Origin of the sequence: uncultured Methanobrevibacter sp., assembly GCF_900316895.1 — an archaeon.
GTDB lineage: Archaea > Methanobacteriota > Methanobacteria > Methanobacteriales > Methanobacteriaceae > Methanocatella.
Genome location: NZ_ONER01000007.1, coordinates 1 through 23,736 on the forward strand (window position 1 = coordinate 1; position 23,736 = coordinate 23,736).

At 36.4% G+C, this 23,736-nt stretch carries 26 protein-coding genes; 8 read left to right on the forward strand and 18 right to left on the reverse strand.

The window, feature by feature from the left end:
* Window positions 1-612: 612 nt before the first annotated feature.
* The 3 genes from QZN27_RS01625 to QZN27_RS01635 all read right to left on the reverse strand — a co-directional run bounded on the left by QZN27_RS01625 (window position 613) and on the right by QZN27_RS01635 (window position 4,107).
* Window positions 613-1,647: a TIGR01177 family methyltransferase gene (locus QZN27_RS01625; protein ID WP_296782812.1), complete on the reverse strand. Its 1,035-nt coding sequence runs from the start codon at window positions 1,645-1,647 to the stop codon at window positions 613-615.
* 61 nt (window positions 1,648-1,708) lie between these two features.
* On the reverse strand, window positions 1,709-2,719 hold the full coding sequence (locus tag QZN27_RS01630; RefSeq protein ID WP_296782813.1) for a PH domain-containing protein: 1,011 nt from the start codon (window positions 2,717-2,719) through the stop codon (window positions 1,709-1,711).
* A 131-nt stretch (window positions 2,720-2,850) separates the two neighbouring features.
* Window positions 2,851-4,107 (reverse strand): proteasome-activating nucleotidase, encoded by a 1,257-nt coding sequence (locus QZN27_RS01635; RefSeq protein ID WP_394346848.1) that lies wholly within the window; start codon window positions 4,105-4,107, stop codon window positions 2,851-2,853.
* A 162-nt stretch (window positions 4,108-4,269) separates the two neighbouring features.
* Between QZN27_RS01635 and QZN27_RS01640 the strand changes: the two genes are divergently transcribed.
* Window positions 4,270-4,770, forward strand: a complete 501-nt coding sequence (locus QZN27_RS01640) for a multiprotein bridging factor aMBF1 (RefSeq protein ID WP_296782815.1) — start codon at window positions 4,270-4,272, stop codon at window positions 4,768-4,770.
* Here QZN27_RS01640 and QZN27_RS01645 read toward each other — a convergent pair whose 3' ends face one another.
* The 11 genes from QZN27_RS01645 to QZN27_RS01695 form a co-directional block, all read right to left on the reverse strand.
* Entirely contained in the window at window positions 4,771-5,202 is a 432-nt protein-coding gene (locus QZN27_RS01645) for a DUF356 domain-containing protein (RefSeq protein ID WP_296782817.1), read from the reverse strand.
* Between the two features lie 5 nt (window positions 5,203-5,207).
* Window positions 5,208-6,425, reverse strand: a complete 1,218-nt coding sequence (locus QZN27_RS01650) for a hypothetical protein (protein WP_296782903.1) — start codon at window positions 6,423-6,425, stop codon at window positions 5,208-5,210.
* Window positions 6,426-6,469: 44 nt separating this feature from the next.
* Window positions 6,470-6,916 carry a hypothetical protein gene (locus QZN27_RS01655; RefSeq protein ID WP_296782818.1) on the reverse strand — a complete coding sequence of 149 codons (447 nt, stop codon included), beginning with the start codon at window positions 6,914-6,916 and terminating at the stop codon, window positions 6,470-6,472.
* A gap of 82 nt (window positions 6,917-6,998) precedes the next feature.
* Window positions 6,999-8,744: a Mur ligase family protein gene (locus QZN27_RS01660; RefSeq protein ID WP_296782819.1), complete on the reverse strand. Its 1,746-nt coding sequence runs from the start codon at window positions 8,742-8,744 to the stop codon at window positions 6,999-7,001.
* A 14-nt stretch (window positions 8,745-8,758) separates the two neighbouring features.
* Window positions 8,759-9,829 (reverse strand): glycosyltransferase family 4 protein, encoded by a 1,071-nt coding sequence (locus QZN27_RS01665; protein ID WP_296782821.1) that lies wholly within the window; start codon window positions 9,827-9,829, stop codon window positions 8,759-8,761.
* Window positions 9,830-9,911: 82 nt separating this feature from the next.
* On the reverse strand, window positions 9,912-11,006 hold the full coding sequence (locus tag QZN27_RS01670) for an acetyl-CoA carboxylase biotin carboxylase subunit family protein (protein WP_296782822.1): 1,095 nt from the start codon (window positions 11,004-11,006) through the stop codon (window positions 9,912-9,914).
* Window positions 11,003-11,485 carry a hydrogenase maturation peptidase HycI gene (gene hycI / locus QZN27_RS01675; protein WP_296782824.1) on the reverse strand — a complete coding sequence of 161 codons (483 nt, stop codon included), beginning with the start codon at window positions 11,483-11,485 and terminating at the stop codon, window positions 11,003-11,005. Before hycI ends, QZN27_RS01670 begins: the two co-directional genes overlap by 4 nt.
* 8 nt (window positions 11,486-11,493) lie before the next feature.
* Window positions 11,494-12,261, reverse strand: coding sequence for a methyltransferase domain-containing protein (locus QZN27_RS01680; protein ID WP_296782826.1), 768 nt, complete (start codon window positions 12,259-12,261; stop codon window positions 11,494-11,496).
* A gap of 23 nt (window positions 12,262-12,284) precedes the next feature.
* Window positions 12,285-12,734, reverse strand: a complete 450-nt coding sequence (gene nikR / locus QZN27_RS01685) for a nickel-responsive transcriptional regulator NikR (protein ID WP_296782828.1) — start codon at window positions 12,732-12,734, stop codon at window positions 12,285-12,287.
* A gap of 116 nt (window positions 12,735-12,850) precedes the next feature.
* Complete coding sequence (locus QZN27_RS01690; protein ID WP_296782829.1) at window positions 12,851-13,318, reverse strand: hypothetical protein; 468 nt, start codon at window positions 13,316-13,318, stop codon at window positions 12,851-12,853.
* A 56-nt stretch (window positions 13,319-13,374) separates the two neighbouring features.
* Window positions 13,375-14,019 (reverse strand): hypothetical protein, encoded by a 645-nt coding sequence (locus QZN27_RS01695; RefSeq protein WP_296782831.1) that lies wholly within the window; start codon window positions 14,017-14,019, stop codon window positions 13,375-13,377.
* A 76-nt stretch (window positions 14,020-14,095) separates the two neighbouring features.
* Between QZN27_RS01695 and QZN27_RS01700 the strand changes: the two genes are divergently transcribed.
* The 4 genes from QZN27_RS01700 to QZN27_RS01715 are packed head-to-tail and all read left to right on the forward strand — an operon-like array spanning window position 14,096 to window position 17,819.
* Window positions 14,096-14,647 carry a DUF2115 domain-containing protein gene (locus QZN27_RS01700; RefSeq protein ID WP_296782833.1) on the forward strand — a complete coding sequence of 184 codons (552 nt, stop codon included), beginning with the start codon at window positions 14,096-14,098 and terminating at the stop codon, window positions 14,645-14,647.
* An 11-nt stretch (window positions 14,648-14,658) separates the two neighbouring features.
* Complete coding sequence (locus QZN27_RS01705; RefSeq protein ID WP_296782835.1) at window positions 14,659-15,189, forward strand: TIGR00730 family Rossman fold protein; 531 nt, start codon at window positions 14,659-14,661, stop codon at window positions 15,187-15,189.
* A 4-nt stretch (window positions 15,190-15,193) separates the two neighbouring features.
* Complete coding sequence (locus QZN27_RS01710; RefSeq protein ID WP_296782837.1) at window positions 15,194-17,176, forward strand: phage holin family protein; 1,983 nt, start codon at window positions 15,194-15,196, stop codon at window positions 17,174-17,176.
* Window positions 17,166-17,819, forward strand: coding sequence for a hypothetical protein (locus QZN27_RS01715; RefSeq protein WP_296782839.1), 654 nt, complete (start codon window positions 17,166-17,168; stop codon window positions 17,817-17,819). The genes QZN27_RS01710 and QZN27_RS01715 overlap by 11 nt, the downstream gene beginning before the upstream one ends.
* A gap of 12 nt (window positions 17,820-17,831) precedes the next feature.
* On the opposite strand, the gene QZN27_RS01720 is transcribed toward QZN27_RS01715, so the two are convergent.
* Both QZN27_RS01720 and QZN27_RS01725 read right to left on the reverse strand, forming a co-directional pair.
* Window positions 17,832-18,473: a YitT family protein gene (locus QZN27_RS01720; protein ID WP_296782841.1), complete on the reverse strand. Its 642-nt coding sequence runs from the start codon at window positions 18,471-18,473 to the stop codon at window positions 17,832-17,834.
* An 82-nt stretch (window positions 18,474-18,555) separates the two neighbouring features.
* Window positions 18,556-19,020, reverse strand: coding sequence for a HEAT repeat domain-containing protein (locus QZN27_RS01725; protein WP_296782842.1), 465 nt, complete (start codon window positions 19,018-19,020; stop codon window positions 18,556-18,558).
* Window positions 19,021-19,190: 170 nt separating this feature from the next.
* Here QZN27_RS01725 and aksF point away from each other — a divergent pair, with 170 nt between their 5' ends.
* Window positions 19,191-20,180 carry a homoisocitrate dehydrogenase gene (aksF, locus tag QZN27_RS01730; protein ID WP_296782844.1) on the forward strand — a complete coding sequence of 330 codons (990 nt, stop codon included), beginning with the start codon at window positions 19,191-19,193 and terminating at the stop codon, window positions 20,178-20,180.
* Window positions 20,181-21,650 carry a class I adenylate-forming enzyme family protein gene (locus QZN27_RS01735; RefSeq protein WP_296782846.1) on the forward strand — a complete coding sequence of 490 codons (1,470 nt, stop codon included), beginning with the start codon at window positions 20,181-20,183 and terminating at the stop codon, window positions 21,648-21,650.
* A 38-nt stretch (window positions 21,651-21,688) separates the two neighbouring features.
* Here the strand turns inward: QZN27_RS01735 and argB are convergent, their stop codons facing one another.
* Window positions 21,689-22,552 (reverse strand): acetylglutamate kinase, encoded by an 864-nt coding sequence (gene argB / locus QZN27_RS01740; RefSeq protein WP_296782848.1) that lies wholly within the window; start codon window positions 22,550-22,552, stop codon window positions 21,689-21,691.
* A 101-nt stretch (window positions 22,553-22,653) separates the two neighbouring features.
* Here argB and QZN27_RS01745 point away from each other — a divergent pair, with 101 nt between their 5' ends.
* A complete protein-coding gene (locus tag QZN27_RS01745; protein WP_296782850.1) occupies window positions 22,654-23,331 on the forward strand; it encodes a hypothetical protein in 678 nt (225 codons plus the stop codon).
* A 17-nt stretch (window positions 23,332-23,348) separates the two neighbouring features.
* Here QZN27_RS01745 and QZN27_RS01750 read toward each other — a convergent pair whose 3' ends face one another.
* Window positions 23,349-23,597, reverse strand: coding sequence for a hypothetical protein (locus QZN27_RS01750; RefSeq protein WP_296782851.1), 249 nt, complete (start codon window positions 23,595-23,597; stop codon window positions 23,349-23,351).
* Window positions 23,598-23,736: the final 139 nt, after the last annotated feature.

A 23,736-nucleotide genomic window follows, 5' to 3' on the forward strand; every position in this document is an offset into this window, starting at 1 on the left:
CGAATCTAAATTCGTTCGACTTGCATGGCTTAATCGAATCCCAATAGCAGTAACATCTGCCAGGATCAAACAGAATTGAATCACATAACAGACATAATAAGTATAAAGTATTATGAAGTACGCTAAATATAGACGAGTATTACACTAAACTAGTTTGTAACTAATTCACCACATACTACAAAACCAACATCATACTTGAGAAAATTCAAGTACTCACAAATGTATAGCTACATGCGGAAAGCAACCATCATAGTAAAAATTGCTCCATGCAATAATACTTAGGTCATCGCCATAAAAACACATAGCACAACTAATAGACAGAGAAATTTTATTAACAAATTCAATTAAAAAATATTGCAAAAAATAATCAAATATGAAATAAATAAAAAATAATATTTCTAATCAGAAAACAATATTAAATAATTATAATTTAGATTAAAATAAAGTTTTAAGAAATATTTTTAAAAAAGAATTTTTAAATTCTTAAAAAATCAAAATAAAAAAAATATTAAACAAAATAATAAAATAAAAAAGAATAATTAAGTTTCGTGCATGAAAAAATCATACACAAAATAACTAGTATATAAATGTATCCCTAACATTTATAAATGATTATAATTTTTTACGAATGACAGAAATAATTCTTGTTAAACTTCTATGCATTTTTATCCTGTATTGCTCAACAATTACAAATCCTACTTCATCAACCATCGGTTTTAAGTCAACATAATGTGGAGAAGCCATACAGAGGTAAGCATCATCCTTCATATTATCATAAATTGCATGGAAAAATTCTTTGAAAATTTCTTCACCGTCAACATCTCCGGTTGAAGTTGAAATTCCATAAGGAGGATCGGTAACCACACTAGCTACCTTTTCATACATCTTAAGTTCACGTACATCTAAATGAAAAGTCCTATAATCCTCAATGCCATAATAATCTAAATTGATAGCAGTTCCATTTTGCATTTTCCAGTATATATCTGACCCAACGACTTTACATCCGATCAATCCTGCCTCTATCAATATCCCTCCGGTTCCGCAAAAAGGATCAAGCAGCAATTCGCCTTCATTAATCCTGGACAGGTTAACCATACACCTTGCCAGCTTCGGATTCATGGATCCAGGATAGAAAAATGGTCTTTTATGTGGTTTACTTTCTTCAAAATGTTTTTTATTTAGTTTTATTCTTTCAATGCCCACATATAATTCATCACCATAAGCAACAACCCTGACTAATGTATTGGGCTTTGATAAATTAACTTTAATTCCCTGTGAATTTTCAAGAATAAGTGTTCCCAACTTTCTTTCATAACCTACAGTATCAACTTCTGAACGGATTCTTTTTACACGCACTGCAAAGTTCTCGTCAATAACACTTGACCAGTCAACACCTAAAACATCCTTATCCAAATTTTCCACATCTGTTTTTAAGATATGCTCATGAACCTCATGAGTATAGCCTAACCTTTTGGTTAAAATCTGATAGTAATCCATGAAATTATCCTGTGAAATATCTTTTAAAAGAACTAATCCTTCGGTTACATGATCTATTTCAGCATCGATATCTTCACATTCCATAACTGCCTTGAGTTCAGCCAACGGCAATTCCGGATGTTCCTGTGACTGTATACATAATAATTCCATTGAAATTCACCTAAATCGAAATAATTTTGTTACTTTTTTAAAAAGAAATGTGGGAAAATACCTATTTTTTAAATTTGTCAAAATGTCTTTGAATGGCTTTTTGGGAAGAAGCATCTACATTTTGAGGTTCATTTTGAGGATATTCTTCGACCGCTTCATCATAATAACTTTGCGGTTCATTATTGTGATAATAATCTTCATCAACATAAGAATGATTATCGGGAATTCTGTTATACTGATTATTGTTTTGGCGAGGATTTCGAGACCTATTAAATCCGCTGTCATATGGTTCATATTCATAGGTATGACGAGGATGCTGATTGGAAATATTGTCGAAGTTTTCAGGGTAATAGTCATATTCCCTTCTTGGATATGAATTTCTCTCATGGGTTATTGGAGTTATAGGTTCATATTCATCGTAATAATCATTTCTGCCGAGATAATCATCCTGACTTGAATAATCGTCATTTCTAGGATAATACTCGCTTTCATCCCTGTATCCCCTTTCAGAGTAAGGAGGCATTTGCTGTGGAGGATCCTGGAAATTTCTTGGCCCAACCATTCTTGAGAAAATTATTTCCTCAACTTCAGAAGGATTGGAAATGCTTTTAAGCTCCATTTGATTGTTGTCATAAGCGCTGAAAACAGAAACGGAACCCACATTAATTATTTTTCCGAGAATACTTTGAGAAGTGTTAATATCCTGAATTGTTGCATAAGGCATATAATTTTTTTTAGTGGAAATTACACCTGATTTGATAATAATTTTAGTGTCGGTCAGGGTGTATTCAGTTGAATACCATCCGACCAACTGCCAGATTATATAAATAACAGTAATAAGAATGACTACAAAAAAAGCGATAGCCGTATAACTTGTCAGGGAAAGTTTGATTCTAGAAATCAGATAAACCTGCATTTTACCTATGAATTTGATTGCCATAGGTGAGACGGTTAAGATAACTATCAATAAAACAATACCCAATATTGCCTTTTTGCATCCCAAAATCATATTGGGTCTGGTTTTATAAATGACTCTGTCATTTGCCCTTGCATCATTTCTATCAAATAACATAATATACTATTAGAATTTATTTTAAATAAAGTTTTAGAAAAAAAAGTTATAAAAAATAAGCCTCAGCTCGCCCATCATTCATCACATATCAGAGCTCATAGGGTTCATCATTGGCTTATTGTCAATTAAATTTATCCGAACATCATTCCTGCTTCTGATTTAAATATTTCGTCTTCTTTATTTTTATCCATAACTTTATCTACAGCTTTCATAAAGTCATCGACAGTGATTTTATCACGTTTAGCACGAATTGCAAACATACCTGCTTCGGTACATACTGCCTTTAAATCAGCACCGGAAAATCCATCTGTCAAATCAGCTAACAGGTCAATGTCAGCCTCTTCATCAAATGACATGTTTTTAGTGTGAATCTTAAGAATTTCACGTCTTCCGTCCACATTTGGAAGAGGAACTTCAATGAATCTGTCGAAACGACCAGGACGTAAAAGTGCAGGGTCCAGGATATCTGGCCTATTGGTTGCACCTATAATTCCAATGTCACCTCTTGATTCGAATCCATCGAGTTCAGCCAGAAGCTGCATCAATGTCCTTTGAACTTCTCTGTCCCCACTGGTGGAACTTTTTAGCCTTTTTGCAGCAACTGCATCCAATTCATCAATGAATATGATGGCAGGAGCCTTTTCTTTAGCGAGTTCGAAGACTTCACGAACAAGCCTTGCACCTTCACCGATGTACTTTTTAACAAATTCGGAAGCTACAATCTTGATGAAAGTAGCATTGGTTTCATTAGCAACTGCCTTTGCAAGCAAGGTTTTACCGGTTCCAGGAGGTCCGTATAGCAATATTCCTTTAGGAGGTTCTATTCCTACTCTTTCAAACAATTCAGGTTCTGTCAAAGGAAGTTCAACGGTTTCCTTAACTTCAATGATTTGTTCTTCTAAACCACCGATTTTATCATAGGTAATGTCAGGTTTGGTTTCAATTTCCATTCCTGAAACGTTTGCGTCCTTTTCAGACGGCAATACTTCAACTATACCGAATGTCTGTTGATTTAAAGCCACCCTTGAACCAGGCACTAATAATTTTTCATCTAAGAATTTTGAGTAATTAACAAGAAAACTAGGTCCAGTACTGCTTTTAACTGTCATTCTATGATCATCTAATACTTCTGTAATTGTAGCAAGCACTAATGGAGGAGATCTGAATCTGTCTACTTCTGACCTGAGAGATTTAACTTCTCTTTCAAGTCTGATCTTTTCATTTTCTATTAAGACTTTATCCTTTTCTAATTTCCTAACTTTCCACATTAAGTTACTTTTAGCTTTGGATTTTTCTTCTCTTAAAATATCAATTTCCTCTTGTAGAAAATCTACTTTTTGGATTAACTGTTCTTTTGAAGAATTTTCCAAATCATTAAAATCATTCATGTGAATCATCTCCAGTTAGTTTAAAATTTTAACAACATGTTACTTTAATAACAATTAGTAACTTTAAAGTATTTAAAGGTATTCATTTTAACTTATACTAACAATCATTATATAACATTAATAATATATATTAATTTAGAAAAACTAAAGGAACTGATTACTATGGAATGTGAAATTTGTGGCAAACCCGTGCCAGAAAACAATCCAATAAGAGCAAAAATTGAAGGATCAGTAATGGTTGTCTGTAAAGAGTGCTCAAAACTTGGAAAAGTCCAAAAAGCACCGCCTAAACCAAAATTCGTTAAACAAAATAATAGAAATAAGAATCAAAGGCCGGCAACCACAAGGAACAGACCTTACTCAAGAAACGATGAACCTTCAGAAGAGTTAATTGAAGACTTCAGCTTTGAAGTCAGAAAAGCAAGAGAAGCTAAAGACTGGTCCCGTGAAGACTTAGGCAAAAAGATTAACGAAAGGGTTTCAGTAATAACCAGAATTGAAACCGGAAAAATGACTCCAGACACCAAACTTACAAAAAAGCTGGAAAAAACATTAGGCATAACATTGCTTGAAAAAGTAGACAACATTGATTTGAATCAATTCATAAATAGTTCCTCTGGAGAGAGAACATTAGGCAACATCATGAAAATTAAAAGAAAATAGCTATTTGGTATAGCTATTCAACTTATCATTTCTGATATGCCTTTCTTTTTTATTTATTTTATAATCAATCATCCCATCATTGATGGCTTTAGTGGAATGATATTCATTGAACTCATCAGCATTATTTAAAACATATTCTAATTTGGAATAGGCATCATATTCATCACTGACGACAACAACATGAGCCGGAGGATGAATCTTTTTAACCTGCATGATGCTTAAGGTAGTGTCTTCCTTTACAAAAAATGCAATGGCAACATTGGATTTAGTCTTAAGTTCAGAATTTAGAATTCCCTCCACCAATGAATCTGCAAACTTTGCATCGACAACCTTAGGCTTTGTAGTCAGGTTCAAATTACCATGACGTTCCATATCTGCAATTGCACTAAGCAGTTTAGAATTGCTTTCTCCTCTAACCAATATTAACGCCACGATAATCACCTACTCTGGAATGATTTTAATAATCTGGACCTGAATACAACTAAAAGTATTAAAATAATTCCTACTGCAGTCTGAATACTACCCAATATGTTTAAGATATTGCCGTCAATAGGCAAATCCCATGTTGGAGAGGATCTGTCTCCAGGAAGTGCATTATAATAGACACCAACCGCTTTAGAACCTTGCTTGACGTTAATGTCTTTAGGTTCTACATGGTCAACACCCATAATAAGTCCATTTTTGATTCCTCTATTGATTGAACCTGCAATAGCTGATGCATCATATCCATATTTTGCAACAGACGCTTCAACAATTTCAGAGGTAGTTGCTGCCAAACCAGGTTTGTCACTTCCATAAACTGAAACACTGACCGCATTCGGACTTATGGTCAATGCTGAACCCAATGCCTCATATGCATGAACGACTCTAAGCTCCGCTCCGCAGACAGGACATCTGTCATATGATTCGGCTCTAGGATAACCCATACCCCATCCGCATTCATCACAGACTTTTGAGTATTCATCATCCATAGGATAACCGGTTTGATTCATGTCAACCGGAGTGAACATGTCATCTGTTGAAATTCCAGAAATCAAATTCACTCCACCACCACCGTATTTTTCACCGGAGTCTTTAGCTACTTCACCCATTGCTTCTGAAAGAATTGTGGTTGCAGGGTATCCGTCCCTGATCATCTTCCCAATATTCATTGCGGTTTCTTTTCTGACAGTATCAGCAGTACCGTATAATGGATTTCCTTCAGTGTTCCTTAAGTGAATAATAGCTCCTTTTTGACCAGGCTGCAATGTAGCCACACCACTGGTGTATGGAGTTACCTTAATATCGTTACTTGCATCATCAACAGTGATTACATAAGCATTAAATGAACCCCCAATAGCTGCACCAATACTTGGACCGCCAACTACCAGACGAGCTCCCTTAAATTGAGAAGCTAGAGATGCTGCAGAAGCTGCAGAAGCATTATTCTCCAGATTAGCTACCGCATCAATAACAGAATCCAACCTTGTATCAGAACTACCAGTACCCCCTGAGAGCACTGCAAAATGATTATTTTTAGACATTAAAAATGTAGACTGGAACATGTTTTCTGCAAAAGACATACTTCCCGCTGCTGCTCCATTAGGATCCTTACCGGATGGGTCTGTAATAACAATAATGTTACAAGTAGCAGCAACACTGCTCATTGTCATCAGAAATATTATTAAAAAAACAATTGACATGTGGAATTTGGTTATCTTCATCCAGTCACCCCAACCGTCTGATTCTTTAATTCAACAGATGAAAAGTCTTCTATTACGGTTACTGTAACAACACCGGTATTTTTATCAACCTGCACATCCGCAGCAGTAATTGGTTCAACAGATGTACCAGGTACTGTCGACCGTGTTGCAAACTCTTGAGCCGTTTGTATCGCATCCTGCAAGGAAACCTCTCTTTTAGAAGTTTTTAAAATATCCCCGTAGATTACACTTCCATCCCTGAAACCGGCCTGCATAACATTATATCTGACAGTGTCTGCAGGAACAATATCGTTTCCTTTAACAATGAGTCCGGAAATAGCGATACCGTCATCGACATCAGTAGAGGAGGCAAATGCTACATATGTAATTAAACGACCGCAAAGAATTAAAATAAACGCTAATAATAAAATTATTAATGTGTCTCTCCTAATCTTTATAAACATGTTCATATCCTCATAGTGTCATATTCTTTTAAAAAGAATGAATTTATACATTTATTATATTAAATCAATGTAATATTTAAATTTATATAATGTCGCTTAAAAGTGACTCGGCAGGATCCATTCCCTGAGCACCAATCAACAAAATTATATCCTCTTCATCAGCTTTTTTATAGACTTCAGTTAGACAGTCCTTCAAATTATCAAAATGAGTATATTTGATGTTGTTTTCATCTAGAGTATTGAAGAATACCTCTCTTTCATCATCTTCGACAAAATTCAAATCATTTACAACATCATTGCTTGAAGATAAATACAATTCAATATCATCATTCATGGATTCTACCAGTGCATCGACATTCAATTGGTTGATTTCAACTCCCCTGGAACCTCTGATTGCACAGGCAACATGCAACTTCCGATTTTCGGGAAGGAGCTTGAGGGTTTCGGAGATTGTAGCCCTGATTCCGTCAGGGTTATGTGCAAAATCATCATATATCAGCGGTTTGTCATTTAGCTTAGCAAATCTCCTGTTCAATGCCTTATATGTCTTAACGCCTTCGACTATTTTATCGATGCTGATTCTCAAAGAGATGCATGCACCAATAGCTGATAAAATGTTTTGAATGAAATGATTGCCTGTAAACGGCAGCTCATCAATTGTTAAGATAGGTTCATCTTTATAGATAATTGCATCGCCGTCAAAGTACACCGCATTATCCTTATCAAGCTTGGACATTGATGTGAAAAACGGATTTGCAGCATCCAGTGACCTTACCCTTTCATCATCATAATTCAGGACGGTGACTCCTTTTCCTATAGCTTCAGGAACCGCCTTAATCTCATTATAAACATCATCGATTGAGTTTACAAGACCGATATGGTCCATAGCAATGTTTGTTATGACACCGACTGTCGGATTAACCGCCCTGCTCATCAGTGCAGCATGGTTTTCCATCAGTTTTCCCAGCCATCCCTGAACTTCAGATACCTCAATAACCAAATAATCAATGTGGCTATTTTTTCTGACTTCATCTGAAATCAGTTTGGAAACCATAGGATCGATTAATGTATTGAATTCCGATTCGCTGTCAGTATTTGTCAACACATGAAAACCGGCATTATTCAAGATATGATAAATCAAGTGTGATGTTGTTGATTTTCCATTGGTTCCTGTTATAACAACATTCTTGGAGAGTGGAGACTCGTTCTGTATGGTATGTGAAAGGGCAAATGCATTTGCAAGTTCAATCCTATCTGTGATAATCAATGGGAAATTCAATCTTTTCGCCGCTTCAATAGCTCCATCCTTTGGATTTTGTGTAATCAAGCATGCAATGTTTTTATTGAATGCCATTTCAATGCCTGTTGCGTTAATCCAATGCCTTATGACAATATCTCCGGTATGAGCATCATTTAAAAATGTGAATCTTCCTGTAAACCCATCGATTGAGAAAAATTCGTCATTGCCGACAATTCTTCCCTCAACGGCACTCACCAAATCACAGATGTTTTCCAACTTTTCAGGCTTTGAAAGCCTTAATGCAAAATCACTTGCAGCATCAATGTCATCTATAATAATCATTGGAAAGTTTAATCTGTTTGCAGTTTCAATGGCTCCATCCCTAGGTTCGGGAGTAATCAGGCAGGCAATGTTTTGATTGAATGCCATTTCAACACCCACAGGGTCAACCCATTCCCTTATGACAATGTCTCCTGTGTGGGCGTCATGCAAAAAAGTGAATTTTCCAGTAAATCCGTCAATTGAGAAAAAATCATCATTTCCTATAAGTTTTCCATTTAAAGAGTCAGCCAAATCTTGAATATCCATAAAAATCACCGAAATTAGAATAAGTACATCTTAGCCAGTATGCCGATAATACATAATAAAGCGGTAGCTCCCCAGTATGTCAAGATAATCTTTACTTCAGACATTCCATAATGGTTTAATGTATGGTGCAAAGGCTCTACAGGCAATTTGATAATATGCGCCCTGTGCAATAGGCTTACAATAACTGAAACAATCGGTACTCCCAATGCAAGAACTCCGAAGTATGGAATGTCACATACCAGAACGGCAGCCGCATAACCAGTACCCAATACAAATGATCCTGTATCTCCCATAAATATTGATGCAGGATACTTGTTGAATACCAAAAATCCTAAACATATTCCCGCCAGGATTAAAAATGGCGGAATGATTGTTGCAGGTCCGAAAAGATAACCGTAGACACAACATGAAATTGATGCGATTCCAACAATTCCTGCTGCAAGGCCGTCCATACCATCAATAAGATTTACTGAATTGATACAGCCTAGAATTGCTATTACAACAACAGGAATGGCAAATATTCCTAAGGTAAATCCTCCCAATGTGGTCACAGCACCTGTGAATGCCAAAAACATTCCTAAAACAATTTGGCAAATGATTTTTTCAAGTTCTTCAGGTTCTGTTTTGATTGGAACTTCACCTATCACTTCAACTTTGCCTTCCTTAAGCAGACCATCCACTTCAGCCTTTGCCTTTGGAGTTGCAACACGAACTTCCTCTCCTGGCTCAACATCCAATCTTCCTAAAGCAATTACTTCATCTGAAGTGTTTACAACAATTTTTTGAACTTCCTTGACCTTAAGACCAATCAAATCGTCAACTAATCCTACAATTCCTCCGGCAAGCATAATGAATGATACGATTAATATTGGAGTATTCTGATAATATAGTGAAATAACAAAGGAAAGAGTAAATAAAAATGCTATTCCTCCCATTGTAGGAGTGCCGCTTTTATGTCTATGTTCACTAACTATAGGATTGTCAGCAATCCTTGCTTTCAATAATATTCTTTTAATATACCATGTGAAGAATATTGTAGCACATAATGTTATTAAAAAAAGAATTAACATATCTGTATTATTCATTATACCACACTATATCATATTTTATATCATTATAAATTATATTGATAATAGTATTTATAATTATAACTTATAACACAGACTTTCAGATTAATTTTTCAACAAGATTTTCAAGTTCCTGTTTGGAGTTTGCCCTTGCAGTAACCCTCTGATAACCTTCGGGACCATGTACAACGAAATCATTGACTTCAAATGATTTTACAGGTTCATTTGGTGAGGGACCCTGATAATTGCCTATTGGAATTTCTGTTGAATAGTAATATTGAAGCTTATCTGAAATATTGGATAAGCTGAACTCTCCAATAGCCATATTAACCAATTCACATAAAGAGTTTACTCCACATGTAGCAGTGGTTAGATATCTGGTACCGTTAGGTCTTGTATTAACTTCAATTGCATATAGCTGGTTGTTTTTTCTGGAATACATGAAATCCATTTCAAATATTCCATCTGAATCAAGATTTTTTGCCACCTTATAGGCAGTGTGCTGAACCAGGTTATTGTCCAGTCCTTCAACCATGCATGGACCGGTTTTTGTCTTATTCAACGGATGGGTTCCTTCAAGAGTGGTTTCGCCCTTATATATTGGAGGAAGTGCCACATATTCACCATTGAAACCTAAAACTTCAATGGATATTTCAGCTCCCTCTATGAACTCCTCACATAATGCCTGGTCAAATTCCTTGAAGTATTCCTCAACATCCTCTACTGATCGGGCAACCTTGATGTCCTTTCCGCCTTGTCCTTGGCCCTGCTTTAGGACAACAGGAAAATCAAGGGTCAGCTCTTCAGGACAGTTCAATATCTGATAGTTTGGAGTGACGACACCAATTTCAGTATAAAATTCCTTGGTCCTGATTTTATCGGAAGTCAATTCGACTGCCCTGACACCTGCAGCAACCACAGGAATATCATATTCCGCTTCAAGCTCCTCTTTCATGTGAGCCACATCAATCAATGGAGGGTCGATTCCAATCAACGGAACGACTGCATCAACATTCTGCATCAATGCAACCTGTTTAGGTCCATCCATTCCACGCGGAACGATAAAAACCTGATCAGGCAAATCCAGATTGATTGCCTCTTCATTAGATTCTGTTAAAATGCTTTCTATTCCTTTAGACCGTACATACCAGTCTAAATCATCATATAATCTTGAACCGATAAACAATAGTTTCATAATACTATTTCCTTTAAAGTTTCTATAAATTCATTAGCTGACTTTTCAACCTTTGGTGTTGGCTTTGCTCCCCAATCCATAGTTTCGGGTTCGATGCCAACGAATATTATTCTGATTTCAGTGTCCTTTTCAAGGTATCTAACAAAGAATGACAGGGACATTGAATGAGTTGAAATGCCAATGTTTGCAAATTCGTTTTTATCCACTATTTTCATGTCTCCGGGATTTGAGTCCATTAAGCATGCATCAACAATTATCAGGTGAGTGGGATCTTCCTTTCTGATTTTTCCGGTGAAGTTTTCAGGCACGGTTCCCGCATCAATCAATAACAGGTTATTGTTTTCAATGTTTTCCTCTTGAAGCTTCCTTATGATGAACGGCCCTACACCATCATCGCTTTTAAGCTCATTGCCTACTCCAAGTACAATCAGTTTTTTACAATCTGTCAAAAAATTGCTTAATTGAGATTCAAAGTCCACATTTTCACCTATAGATATCCAGTTTTTATGCTCTCAATCCCTTTTCCCATACTATATTTTATCTCAACATGTATAAAGTCATTTACATTTATTTGCCTTTCATCCAAAGGTATCAGTAATGGAGGATTTAACATGGGCAGGGGCCCTGCAATTATCTCATCGTTTAATTTGGTGTAAGTTGTGATTTTCAATCCGTTGAGCAGCCCATCTTTATTGGCTCTTAACTTAAAACCGGCTTCAAAATCAGGATTTATATCATCCAGAAAGTTGAATTGCGAATACACCATTTCCTCTGAAAGCACATCGTATTTCGCACCTTCATCCCAGTGAATATGATGCCTTTGCATATTAACCAGCTCGACAGTGTTTATAATTCCCTGAGGTATGATTCTTCCACCATCCTTCAGGAATTTTTTTGCATAATTCAGGACGGGAATCTCCTCCTCATCAATTAGTGCAGTGTCAAGCATCTCGCAAACAATCATATCTGCCTTTTTTGTGAAATCATACTCCAATACATCACTATTGATAACATGCACATTGTCAAAATTGGCCAAGTTTTCATCTGCACATTTGAATGCCTTTAAATCAGCCTCTATAGAGATTACTTCCTTAAACTTTGAACTTAAAAAATAGGATAAAACACCGCTTCCGCAACCCAAATCATATGCCAAATCAGTGTTTGAATCATATTGCTCAATAGCTTCATAAAAAACAGCCAACCTGTCCGTATCCTTCAACAAGTCATGATGATATGGAGTGGTTTTGAATTTCATGTGAAAAAATAAAAGAAGAGAAGTTAGTGGGTGTGAGGATGGTCATGTGAGTGACCAGGTTCCTTGAAATCTTCTCCATTTGCTGTACTTGTGAGTTTTACGTGTTCAACACCTTTAAGCCTCATTATTCTTTCGGTCAAATCACGAATTTCAGCAATATCTCCATTCACTACAACAATTTCCATACAGTATTTATCAGTCATGTGGATGTGCATACTGGTATTGATTTCATTTCTGAAGCTGTGTTGGATTTCTGCAAGGCTTTCCATGACTCCTGTGTAGTGGTGGTCGTATATGATTGTTATGATACCGATTCTTTCCCCTTCCATGGAATTCATCCATTGATATCTTACAATGTAATCTTGAAGTGCATCACGAATTCCTTTTGAACGAGACTGGTATCCTCTTTCCTTTAATACTTCATCAAAATCTGCTAGTAATTTTTTAGGTAGTGACATACTTATTCTCATCATAAAAAACACATCATAATCTCAATAATTATATCAATATATAATTTTTAAGTTATATAAATATTATGATTAAATTGGAAAATAATAATACTATGATATTAAAAAAAATGTAAAAAATATTATTCAACAAGAAGGTAATATTCGCCGTCGTCTTTATTAATTGATTTTAGAAGCCCTTTGTTTTGAAGAGACAAAATTATATGGTACATCCTGAAATTACTGAGTTCCAAATCCCCATACAACAAATGACCCTCTAAGGTATATTTAGAAACAAGGTTTTTATCATCAACCAGCTCCTGAATCAGCTTATATGAATCCTTTTCCTTCTGATTCAATTCAAGCTCTTCCAGGTCTTTTTTGGAATTGACTGTATTGATTTCCTTTTCACTTTCAGATAAGTTTACCTTATTATCCTTAAAAATAACCAAATCCTTATCTTGAAGCTCCTCTAAAATGTGAACCAAATCATATTCATGAAATCCAAGTTCCTTTCTCAGTATACTGACTGGAACGCCCTCAGGATACTCTATATCATAAATTTTGATTTGGTTTAGAACAACTTCTTCATTACGGGTAATATTAATCATATAATCAGCGAGCCAAATTGATATTAATAATTATAATTATAATAATACTTAAATATTTAGGACAATTGCATTTCATTTTCAAGGGCTTTTGCTTCCTGCTTGTTTTTCTCAGCAACCTCTTCAGGAGTCAAATTGGAAGGCCTTGTGAAAAACAGCTCAATATCATTGACAACCTGACAGATTGACATGTGGACAAGCTCCTTTAAGGCCAGGCTCTTTTCAACCCTATTCATGGACTCATCAGAGTAAATCCTGTCATGATCATTTTTATAGTCATTGCGTATTTTTTCCGGATCCAAATCGTTTTGAAGCTGGGATTCATCATAATCCTCTGTAAGAAGTAAAAAGCTTATGAGTTCGTCTTTTTCATCGGTGAAATCATTATCAGGATTGTCGATTACATCATAAAAATAGCCGCTTACAGACTGGAAAACATCACGTGAAACATTGCCGTTTATGATATTGTCAATGAACAGCTCGAAAGTGTTTGTTATGTAATACTTACCGTTTTCCTCATATGTGCTGAAAACAAGTTCATTTTCAATATTTGCCACATATTGAATTATGATAATGTCCTTTCCCTTTTCAAAGGATTTTACATCAAATTTTGAATTTTTTAACTTATAATCACTGTTGGTCTTTAAAGCATTTTCGACATTTTCAATGTCCTCTTTTGAAATCTCCATGAAATCTTCATTCATATTCTTACCTCATTACTAATAGTTATGTTGAAGTAATTAATAGTTTTTATTAATTATAACTTTTATAAATAAAATCATGATGCCGGAAGACATACTGGTGGAACTTGAAAAATTATCTGAAAATTCAGAAATCAGAAGATCACAGATAATGGAAATTCTGAAAAAATACGCACGCATCATATCCGTCCAGGATTTAATGCTGGCCACAGCTTATATAAGAAAAGACGGAGAATACATTCAAGAGCAATATCGTGAAAAATACTTGGAAATCTATATAAAGTATTTCATCATACGCATGAATGAAGTTAAAGAAAAAGAGGATTATACCGATGAGGCAATTGACAAAACTGCATTGAACGAATCCTTTCCGTTACTTAAAAGAACATTTGAAACTGAAAGAATGTCCAATGCAAAAGATGATAAATTACCGTTAATTTATGTCATTACCGCTCTTTACACAACATTTATTTTAGAGGAACCTATCCATCCTGTTGGAAGTGAATTTCCAGGAAATCTATCTGTTGAAGAAATTGACGGCGATTATTTCTGTCCTGTGAAAGATAACCAGAAGGACAATCCTAATGCGATTTGTCACTTATGTCTTGCCGAGCAAACCCCCGACATCTGAGAGATGATGATATGAACATATGCCTTTATGGATCAGGAAGCAGAAAAATAGACAAAAGTTATACTAATGAAGCTTATAAATTAGGCTGTAGAATGGCTGAGGAAGGCCATACCCTTGTTTTCGGAGGAGGAGATACCGGAATGATGGGTGCATGTGCGAGAGGAGTTCATGACAATGACGGAAAATCCATCGGGATTGCACCCGAATGGATTGGAGATTTTGAACCGTTATGCACAGAATGCTCCAGATTTATTTATGTAGATTCCATGGACGAAAGAAAACGGGAGTTCTTAAACAATTCAGATGCATTTATTATCTCCCCCGGAGGAATTGGAACTCTGGATGAATTCTTTGAGATTATAACACTTAAAAAACTAAAAAAGCATGATAATGAAATCATTGTGTTTAACATAAACAATTTCTATGACACAATGCTTCGCATGATTGACGAAATGGGGCAAAAGGGTTTCCTATATAAACAGGAAGAAATCTTTAAAGTGGCCGAAGATATCGATGGAATTTTCAAAAATTTAAGAAAGTGATTGGATGAAATATGTTAAAGAGTTTGAAACACCTCCAAGAGTTACATTAAAAAGGAGTATTATAATATTCATTGGGAATGTATTGGGAATATATTTAATCAGTTTTTTCGGTCTGGGAGTGAACATAAGCGATTTTGACAATATAGCCTTATTGGTTATTTTCATTAGTATAATCAATGCAGTATTATGGCCCCTGTTAACCAAAATATTCCTGCCGTTTTTAGTTTTAACATTCGGTTTCGGATCACTGATTATGAATGGGATGCTGCTTGAATTTTTTGGACCGATGTTTGATATAAAAATTACAGGCTGGGCAATAATTCTGGCACCACTGGCAATGGCGATTGTCACAACACTGCTGTCTTCATTACTCACTATAGAGGACGACTCTTCATATTACCGGTCTGTTTTTAGAGACGCCAAAAGGAAACGAAAAGAGGAAGTCAAAAATTATCCGGGATTGATCATTGTTGAAATCGATGGATTGGCCTATGACGTGTTGAAAGAAGCTCTTGATAAAGATTTAATGCCTACAGTCAAATCAATGCTTGACGATGGGACACATACACTCAAAAAATGGGAAACCGACCTTTCTTCACAGACCGGTGCAAGCCAGGCAGGAATACTTCATGGAAACAATACTGACATCACCGCATTCAGATGGATTGAAAAGCCAAACAACAACCAGATGATGCAATGTTCAGGGGTAAGCAAAGTCAAAACACTGGAAGAAAGGATTTCTGATGGTGACGGATTGCTGGTGGATAACGGTGCAAGCAGATCCAATCTATTTTCAGGAGACACAGACAATGTCATTTTCACATTCAGTAAAATATTAAACCTTAGAAAACTATACAACAGGGCATGGTATTCCGTTTTCTCAAATCCAAGTAATTTTGCACGTATCATAGCATTATTCTTAGCGGAAATGATTTTAGAGATAATATCTCAGATAAAGCATAGGGTTATGAATATCAAACCTAGAGTCAAACGTGGAATAATGTATATTGTGGTAAGAGCCGCAACAAATGTGTTCATGAGGGAAATAAACACCTCAACCCTTGTTGGTGACATGTTAATTGGAGATATTGACGTTGCATACTCAACATATTTGGGCTATGATGAGATAGCGCATCACTCAGGAGTCCGTGACGAGGATTCATGGTTTGCGCTTAAGGGAATGGACAAGCAGATCAGGCGCCTGGTTAATGCAACAAAATACACTCCTAGAGATTATCAGTTCGTCATCCAATCTGACCACGGGCAGACAAATGGAGCCACATTCCTGCAAAGATACGGCGAATCCTTTGAGGATTTTGTTAAATCCCTACTTCCAAAAGACATGAAGATGTTTTCCAAAATGTCATCCAATGAAGACCACTATGCAGAATCATTCATTCCATTTACAAAAAACAATGACGATTTGATTGATGAAAAGGAAATGGAAGAATTGGGCGATTCTGAAGTTATTGTACTTGCATCAGGCAACCTTGCAATGATTTATCTGACCCAATGGAGCCACAGATTAACCTATGAAGAAATAAATGAGTTTCTCCCTGAACTGATTCCTGGAATCATAAACAATGAATACATCGGTTTCATTGTTGTCAAGTCCTCAGAACATGGAAATCTGGCAATCGGAAAGAATGGCACATACTATTTGGACAGCGATGAAATTGAGGGTGAAAATCCGCTTGAAGGCTTTGGTGAAAACATCGTAAGGCACATCAAAAGAAACGTATCCTTCACATACACACCGGACATTCTGGTCAACAGCTTCTATGATGCTGAAAATGATGAGGTATGCGCTTTTGAAGAACTGGTCGGAAGCCATGGAGGAGCAGGAGGAAGCCAATCAGAACCGTTTATCCTATACCCGTCAGATTGGGATATTGGCTGTGACGAAATTATTGGTGCCGAGAATATCTACAGAATATTGAAAAGCAATCTGAAGAATCTAAAAGAAGGTGACACTTATGATAAGTGATGAAGACGTTTTGAAGATAGCCAAAAGAATTGAAGATGCAAACAATATTGACATTAAGCAAACAATCGAAAAGGCATCAACTGCAGGTTATCTTGGTGAAGAACACTTCTACTGTACCGTGATTGAAGAGGGAGGACTTACCCACATGGTGCCTGAAATTTTCGGCGACATCAACAAGTCCATGAAACTGGACAACCTGTACTTTGACATAATCTCCAAGGCGCTTGACCATGAAGGTATTTACATCTCTCTTGGATATTGTGCCACCAATCTAATTATCCCCGATGATAAATGTTCAGAAGTCATAGAATATGATGATTATGACCTTGATGAAGACGAATACGAATATATGATGGAATATGGTCTGATTACCGCTGATGACATTAAAAAGTTCAAGGTTTATGCCGAGGAAGGGATTGCAGGCCATGAGAGAATGGAGGACGTTGGGCTCATCATCAACATCATTGACGGAGATTACAAGGCCTATTTTGCACTCCGATCAACTGACCAGTGCATGTCCAGCTTCAGAGTGCTCCCATTCACTGACAGGTATCCGAAAGAACATCCATTATCTATTATGAATCCAATCAACAAAATTTTGATAGAGATGATTGATAGAACACTTGTTTTAAAGAAAAATTAGATATCTCATGAATTATTCGATTATTCTTTCAATATATGAATCAAAAAGGCCTTTCAAAACCTTTACAATAGGTCCGATGATTATGGCTGAAATTATTGTGCCTTCACGAACGCCTGCAAGGTAACCCAGGAATATAATGGATAATGCGGCAGCCAATATAACCATTGATGAGTCAACAAATGGCTTTACATATGAAAACTCCTTTTTTAAGACCTTTGAAATGGCAACAATCACTCCATCAGCTGGAAGATAGACGATTTCAGTTTGGATTTCAAGTAAAACTCCAAATGCCACTACAACACAGCTGAACAGCAGCAATATCATTTGACTAATGTATCCGACAGGATTAATTCCATTTACCAGAATCATGGAAAAGTCAACAAAAACCGAAAAGATTGTTCCAATTACCAGTTGCAGGTATTGCCTTTTTTCAAAGTCTCCCCTAAGCAGCACAACCTGAATCAGAATGAAAATAATGGTGAATACAAACATTACCTCTCCAACGCTCAGCCTAACAATCAGACTGGAAACGTAAGGAAGACATATCAATGGAGAAGTCCCCAAGTTGGCCTTGATTGATAGTGAAGCACCCAATGATATAATGAATAATGAAAGTAGATATATCAGATACCTGCTGATTTTTTTCAATTCCATAATTAAGATTATACACTATCAATTAAAAAAATATTGTGGCTATTAAAAATTTGTAAAAAGAAAAAAAAGTTAAGAAATAGGATTATTTCTTAATTGAGTTTATAGCGCTTTGTGCACCTTGTCTTACAAAGCCGCTTTCATCATCAAGCAATTTTTCAAGTTCAGGAATTGCCTTTTCATCACCTATGTTTCCAAGAGCCCATGCAGCCGCTCCCCTTACTTTCCAATCATCATCGTTTAATGTTTCAATTAAAGGATCTACAGCAGCTTCGCCCATACGTGAGAGTGAGGTTGATGCTTCCCTCCTAACTAATTTGTTGTTGTCTTTTAAAGTTTCGACTAATGCAGGAATTGCTTTAGGGTCGCCGATTGCTCCTAATAGAGTAGCTGCATTTAATCTGATTTGTTTTTTTCTGCTAGATAAAGCATCAATTAATGGGTCAACTGCTTCATCAGCTCTTAATTCCAATTCTCCAACAGCATCTTCAACAACAAAGTCATCTTTATCGTTCAATAATTCAATTAATTCATCGATACTTCTTTCCATTTTAATCCCTCTTTTAAATTAAAGGCGTTTAACTACTATTACTATGTAATTAATATCATTTATATATCGGGTAGTATAAAAGTATTTCGATAACATACGAACAAAATTAAAATTATATAATATGACATCAATATTATTAATATACGAACAAAATTGTTTTAAGTGAAATAATGTATAATATTGCAATAATTAGTGGAGATGGAATAGGGCAGGAAGTAATGGACTCCTGCGAGTATTTGCTCGATAAACTAAACATAGAATTTAGTTTTGACTATGGTGAGGCAGGTTTTGATTGTTTTAATAAAAATGGAACCACATTACCTGAAGAAACTGTCAGAATAGCAAACAAAAGTGATGCAGTACTGTTTGGAGCATCAACCTCAACACCAGGTCAGCCTAGTCCAATTATTAACTTAAGAAAAGCCCTTAATGTATATGCAAACATCAGACCCATAAAATCATACAGGGGAGTAAACTGCATTCGTGACGATATTGATTTTGTAATAGTTAGGGAAAACACCGAAGGGCTTTATTCACAAGTGGAATACGGTGACGAAGAAAAGATGATTGCAGAAAGACATATTACCAGAAGAGCATCAGAAAGAATTTCAAAAGCTGCATTCAACCTCTGCATCAAACGGGAAGAAAGCAAAGTGACCTGTGTCCACAAAAGCAATGTCTTAAAAAAGACAGATGGTGTTTTTAAAGAGTCATTCTATAAGATAGCTAATGATTATCCACAAATCAAAACTGAAGATTACTATGTCGATGCTATGGCGATGTATCTGGTTACACAGCCACAGAATTTTGACGTTATTGTTTCAAGCAACCTTTTTGGAGACATATTATCCGATGAAAGCGCAGGACTCGTAGGAGGACTTGGTCTTGCACCATCCGGAAATATAGGAGATCATAACGGATTGTTTGAACCTGTACACGGTTCAGCACCTGACATTGCAGGAAAATACATTGCAAACCCATGTTCAATGATATTGTCCGCTTCAATGATGCTCGACTATTTGGGCGAATGGGAAGCATCAAATGACATCAAACAGGCAGTCGAAAAGGTAATGGCGGACTGTAAAATCAGGACTCCCGATCTTGGAGGGGACGCCTCAACCATGGATGTGACCAAGGCTATTGTAAGGGAGTTAATTTAGATGCTGAACATTACTACTTTTTTAGACGCAAACTCAAAAAGATTGGATAAGAATGTCCTGTACAATCCTACAACAGGAAACAAATACAATTCCGGCGAAATATTATCTATCATCTCTGGAATCGGACGTGAACTGAAAGATTTAGGAATTGCTAAGGGCGATAGAGTATTAATTTATTTAAACAATTCTGAAGAGTATTTATTTTCATTATTTGCAATCTGGAGAATCGGTGCAATAGCCATACCTGGAAACAGGATTTTTACCGCAAATGAACTGGAATACATTGTAGGCGACTCCAGGGCAAAGCTGATGATTACCGATGATGATGCCAAGGACTTGATTGACATTGAGACCTATGTCCCAAAAGACATTTCCAAATTTAAAGACAGCGATGTTTTGGAAGCGGAAAATACTGATTGGGATGATTTATGTCAGCTCCAATATACCTCCGGAACTACAGGTAAGCCAAAAGGAGCCATGCTGACACATGGAAATTATTTCACTGCAATTCACAACGAATGTGACGTATTGACCTTAAAGCAGGATGACGTTTATTTGGGAATCTATCCGATGGCACACGTGGGCCTTTCCTGGTCAATTTCAGCATTAAGATCTGCGGCCTATTACATTCTAATGGAACAGTTCAACATTGATGAATATCTGGAATTGTGCCAAAAAGAAAAGGTTACAGTCCTGACAGGAATGCCTCCGGTAATACATTCACTGACCACTATGGACAGGCGTGAAGAGCTTAAAACCGTCAGGGAGATTGTCTCAGGCGGAGGACCATTGCATAAAAAGATATGGAAGGATTTCCACGAAACCTATGCAATACCAATCATTAACGCCTATGGATTATCCGAAACAATCGTGATTGGAACCGGCACAGTCATCAGGCCTGAAGACTACCGTGAAGCTGACAGATTTGAAAGTGTTGGCCATCCGGTTTGCTTTTCAGAAGTCAAAATCGTTGATGAAGACGATTCCTCCAAAATTCTGCCGCAATATGAACAGGGGGAAATTGCCCTTAGAGGACCTGCTGTTGCAAAAGGATACTGGGGAAATGAAGAAAAAACCAAAGCATCATTTTTAGAAGACGGATGGTTCCTGACAGGAGATATCGGATATCTCGATGAGGACAACCGCCTTTTCATTACAGACCGCAAAAAGGACATGATTGTAATGAGCGGATGGAAAATCTATCCAACAGAAGTAGAGGAAGTTTTGATTAAATATCCTGAAGTCAAAGAAATTGCTATTTTCAGTATAAATGACTGCCACAGGGGAGAAATACCTGTTGCAGCAGTTGTCTGGGAAAATGAATCCGATGACGATGGTTTGATTGCTTTTGCCCGTGAAAACCTGTCAAGATATAAGGTTCCAAGAAAAATATTTCCGCTTGATGAGCTTCCAAGAGTAAACGGCTGGAAACTGCTCAGAAGAGAATTGCGGGAAATGTTTAAGGACTAAAAATAAGTTTTTAAAAAAAAGAAGTGAAATAACCATGATTATTTAAAAATCATGGTTCCGATGCCTTCATCAGTGAATATCTCTAAAAGCAATGAGTGTTTTTTACGTCCATCAATGATGTGGCATGATTTGACGCCACCTTCAATAGCCTGTACGCAGGTCTCTATTTTTGGAATCATTCCACCTGAAATAACACCATCTTCAATCAATTTAGGAACTTCTGAAATTCTGATTTTTTGAATTAATGAATCCGGATCGGAAGGGTCCCTTAAAACACCTGGAACATCGGTTAAAATAATCAGTTTTTCAGCACCGACTGCGCTTGCAACTTCACCCGCAGCGGTATCTGCATTGAGGTTTAAGCTGGTTCCATCTTTTGCAATTCCAACCGGAGAAATTACCGGAATATAATCGTTGTCCAGGAACATGTCAAGCAATTCAGTGTTTATGCAGTCAACTTCACCGACAAGGCCCAAATCAACAAGTTCCTCATCAATCTTTTTGGCTTCAGTTTTATGAGCAAAAATCAAGCTTGAATCCTTTCCGGACAAACTTATTGCATCACCGTCATGCTTGATGAGTTCTGATACGATTTCAGTTGAGATTTTACCGACCAGCACCATTTCAATGATTTCCATGGTCTCCTCATCAGTCACCCTTAAACCCTTGATGAATTTGGATTCCTTACCTAACTTTTCCATTGATCTTGAGATTTCAGGACCTCCACCGTGTACAATCAACGGTTTCATTCCAACATATTTGAGCAATACTGTATCACGAGCTGTGGAGGACTTTGCTTCATCATCCACCATCGCATGTCCACCATACTTGATTAATATTTTTTCACCATGAAACTTTTTGATATATGGTAAAGCTTCAATTAAAACATCTATATCTTTCATCTAATCACTACTATTTAATATTTAATTTAATTATTAATAAGCTTAAAGTTAAAGATTAGTTACACTATCATTTAAATGTTTTGAAAATTATATGAAATATTATGTCTGAGATGAATGAACTTAAAGAATACTTGATAAAGGCAGGTGCAAGCAAAGTCGGTTTTGCTGATGTGAATGGTCTGGCCAGCCAATTCATCGATTTTCCAAATGGAATAAGCCTTGTTTTGAAAATTCCAAAAGAGACCATACAGTTAGTCAAAGAAGAGGAGTATGAAAAGTACTGGAAGGCATTCCACCGAGAAATAGGGAAACTGACAAAAATTTCCCACAAGGGCGAGAGATACATCAAAAACCTCGGATATGATGCATTTGCTCTCACAATGAAACGGAATGAGTGCGACATGGAAAAATTGCTAAGCATCCTCCCATACAAGACAATTGCCACCAAAGCAGGCCTTGGATGGATTGGAAGATCCGCATTATTCGTGACCCCTGAATACGGCTCAGCAGTCGCTCTTGGAGGAATACTGACTGACATGCCTTTGGAATTCGGCACACCAATTACGGATTCGGAGTGCGATGACTGCACAAACTGTCAGGATGCCTGTCCGGTTGATGCGATAAACCCTCAAAAATGGAATGACCGATTGAACCGTTCAGACATTATCGATATTGAAGCCTGCGGAGAATACATCATCGGACAATATAAAGTGGGGCTTGGCTGTACAAAATGCATGAGCGAGTGTAAGCTAACTCAAGAGTATCTAAAAAAAGAATAAGGAGTTTAATGGAACTCCTATAATCCACATTTGAATTTAAATCTGTATTCCTGGTTTACTATTTCCATTCCAATGAAGGAACCTTTTAAAATGTCAGCGACTTTTTGCAAGTCTTCTGCTGTTATTGCTTTACCGTTTGCCAATGGAGAGAAAAATGTAATCTCATCATCGGTTATAAGGTAGTTTAAAAGTTTTGTGTCTTCTTTTTGGTATTTTTCAACAATAGCTAAAATTTCTTCTTCTACAGATTTGTCAAGGTTTGTCATAATATCACCTTTAATTTTAATTAATCTAATTAGTATTTAAACTTTTCTTAAAAAATTTAGGCATACCTAAATATTTATATGTAATGAATACCATACTAATTAACAAGAACCAAAACAAGGAGGTAAAACATGATCATTG

Excerpts from the sequence above, each read along its gene's own strand:
- QZN27_RS01625 (WP_296782812.1), bottom strand. The coding sequence starts at position 1,647 with ATGGAATTATTATGTATACAGTCACAGGAACATCCGGAATTGCCGTTG.
- QZN27_RS01630 (WP_296782813.1), bottom strand. The coding sequence starts at position 2,719 with ATGTTATTTGATAGAAATGATGCAAGGGCAAATGACAGAGTCATTTAT.
- QZN27_RS01635 (WP_394346848.1), bottom strand. The coding sequence starts at position 4,107 with ATGAATGATTTTAATGATTTGGAAAATTCTTCAAAAGAACAGTTAATC.
- QZN27_RS01640 (WP_296782815.1), top strand. The coding sequence starts at position 4,270 with ATGGAATGTGAAATTTGTGGCAAACCCGTGCCAGAAAACAATCCAATA.
- QZN27_RS01655 (WP_296782818.1), bottom strand. The coding sequence starts at position 6,916 with ATGTTTATAAAGATTAGGAGAGACACATTAATAATTTTATTATTAGCG.
- QZN27_RS01660 (WP_296782819.1), bottom strand. The coding sequence starts at position 8,744 with ATGGATATTCAAGATTTGGCTGACTCTTTAAATGGAAAACTTATAGGA.
- QZN27_RS01665 (WP_296782821.1), bottom strand. The coding sequence starts at position 9,829 with ATGAATAATACAGATATGTTAATTCTTTTTTTAATAACATTATGTGCT.
- QZN27_RS01670 (WP_296782822.1), bottom strand. The coding sequence starts at position 11,006 with ATGAAACTATTGTTTATCGGTTCAAGATTATATGATGATTTAGACTGG.
- QZN27_RS01680 (WP_296782826.1), bottom strand. The coding sequence starts at position 12,261 with ATGAAATTCAAAACCACTCCATATCATCATGACTTGTTGAAGGATACG.
- nikR (WP_296782828.1), bottom strand. The coding sequence starts at position 12,734 with ATGATGAGAATAAGTATGTCACTACCTAAAAAATTACTAGCAGATTTT.
- QZN27_RS01690 (WP_296782829.1), bottom strand. The coding sequence starts at position 13,318 with ATGATTAATATTACCCGTAATGAAGAAGTTGTTCTAAACCAAATCAAA.
- QZN27_RS01695 (WP_296782831.1), bottom strand. The coding sequence starts at position 14,019 with ATGAATGAAGATTTCATGGAGATTTCAAAAGAGGACATTGAAAATGTC.
- QZN27_RS01700 (WP_296782833.1), top strand. The coding sequence starts at position 14,096 with ATGATGCCGGAAGACATACTGGTGGAACTTGAAAAATTATCTGAAAAT.
- QZN27_RS01705 (WP_296782835.1), top strand. The coding sequence starts at position 14,659 with ATGAACATATGCCTTTATGGATCAGGAAGCAGAAAAATAGACAAAAGT.
- QZN27_RS01710 (WP_296782837.1), top strand. The coding sequence starts at position 15,194 with ATGAAATATGTTAAAGAGTTTGAAACACCTCCAAGAGTTACATTAAAA.
- QZN27_RS01715 (WP_296782839.1), top strand. The coding sequence starts at position 17,166 with ATGATAAGTGATGAAGACGTTTTGAAGATAGCCAAAAGAATTGAAGAT.
- QZN27_RS01720 (WP_296782841.1), bottom strand. The coding sequence starts at position 18,473 with ATGGAATTGAAAAAAATCAGCAGGTATCTGATATATCTACTTTCATTA.
- QZN27_RS01725 (WP_296782842.1), bottom strand. The coding sequence starts at position 19,020 with ATGGAAAGAAGTATCGATGAATTAATTGAATTATTGAACGATAAAGAT.
- aksF (WP_296782844.1), top strand. The coding sequence starts at position 19,191 with ATGTATAATATTGCAATAATTAGTGGAGATGGAATAGGGCAGGAAGTA.
- QZN27_RS01735 (WP_296782846.1), top strand. The coding sequence starts at position 20,181 with ATGCTGAACATTACTACTTTTTTAGACGCAAACTCAAAAAGATTGGAT.
- argB (WP_296782848.1), bottom strand. The coding sequence starts at position 22,552 with ATGAAAGATATAGATGTTTTAATTGAAGCTTTACCATATATCAAAAAG.
- QZN27_RS01745 (WP_296782850.1), top strand. The coding sequence starts at position 22,654 with ATGTCTGAGATGAATGAACTTAAAGAATACTTGATAAAGGCAGGTGCA.
- QZN27_RS01750 (WP_296782851.1), bottom strand. The coding sequence starts at position 23,597 with ATGACAAACCTTGACAAATCTGTAGAAGAAGAAATTTTAGCTATTGTT.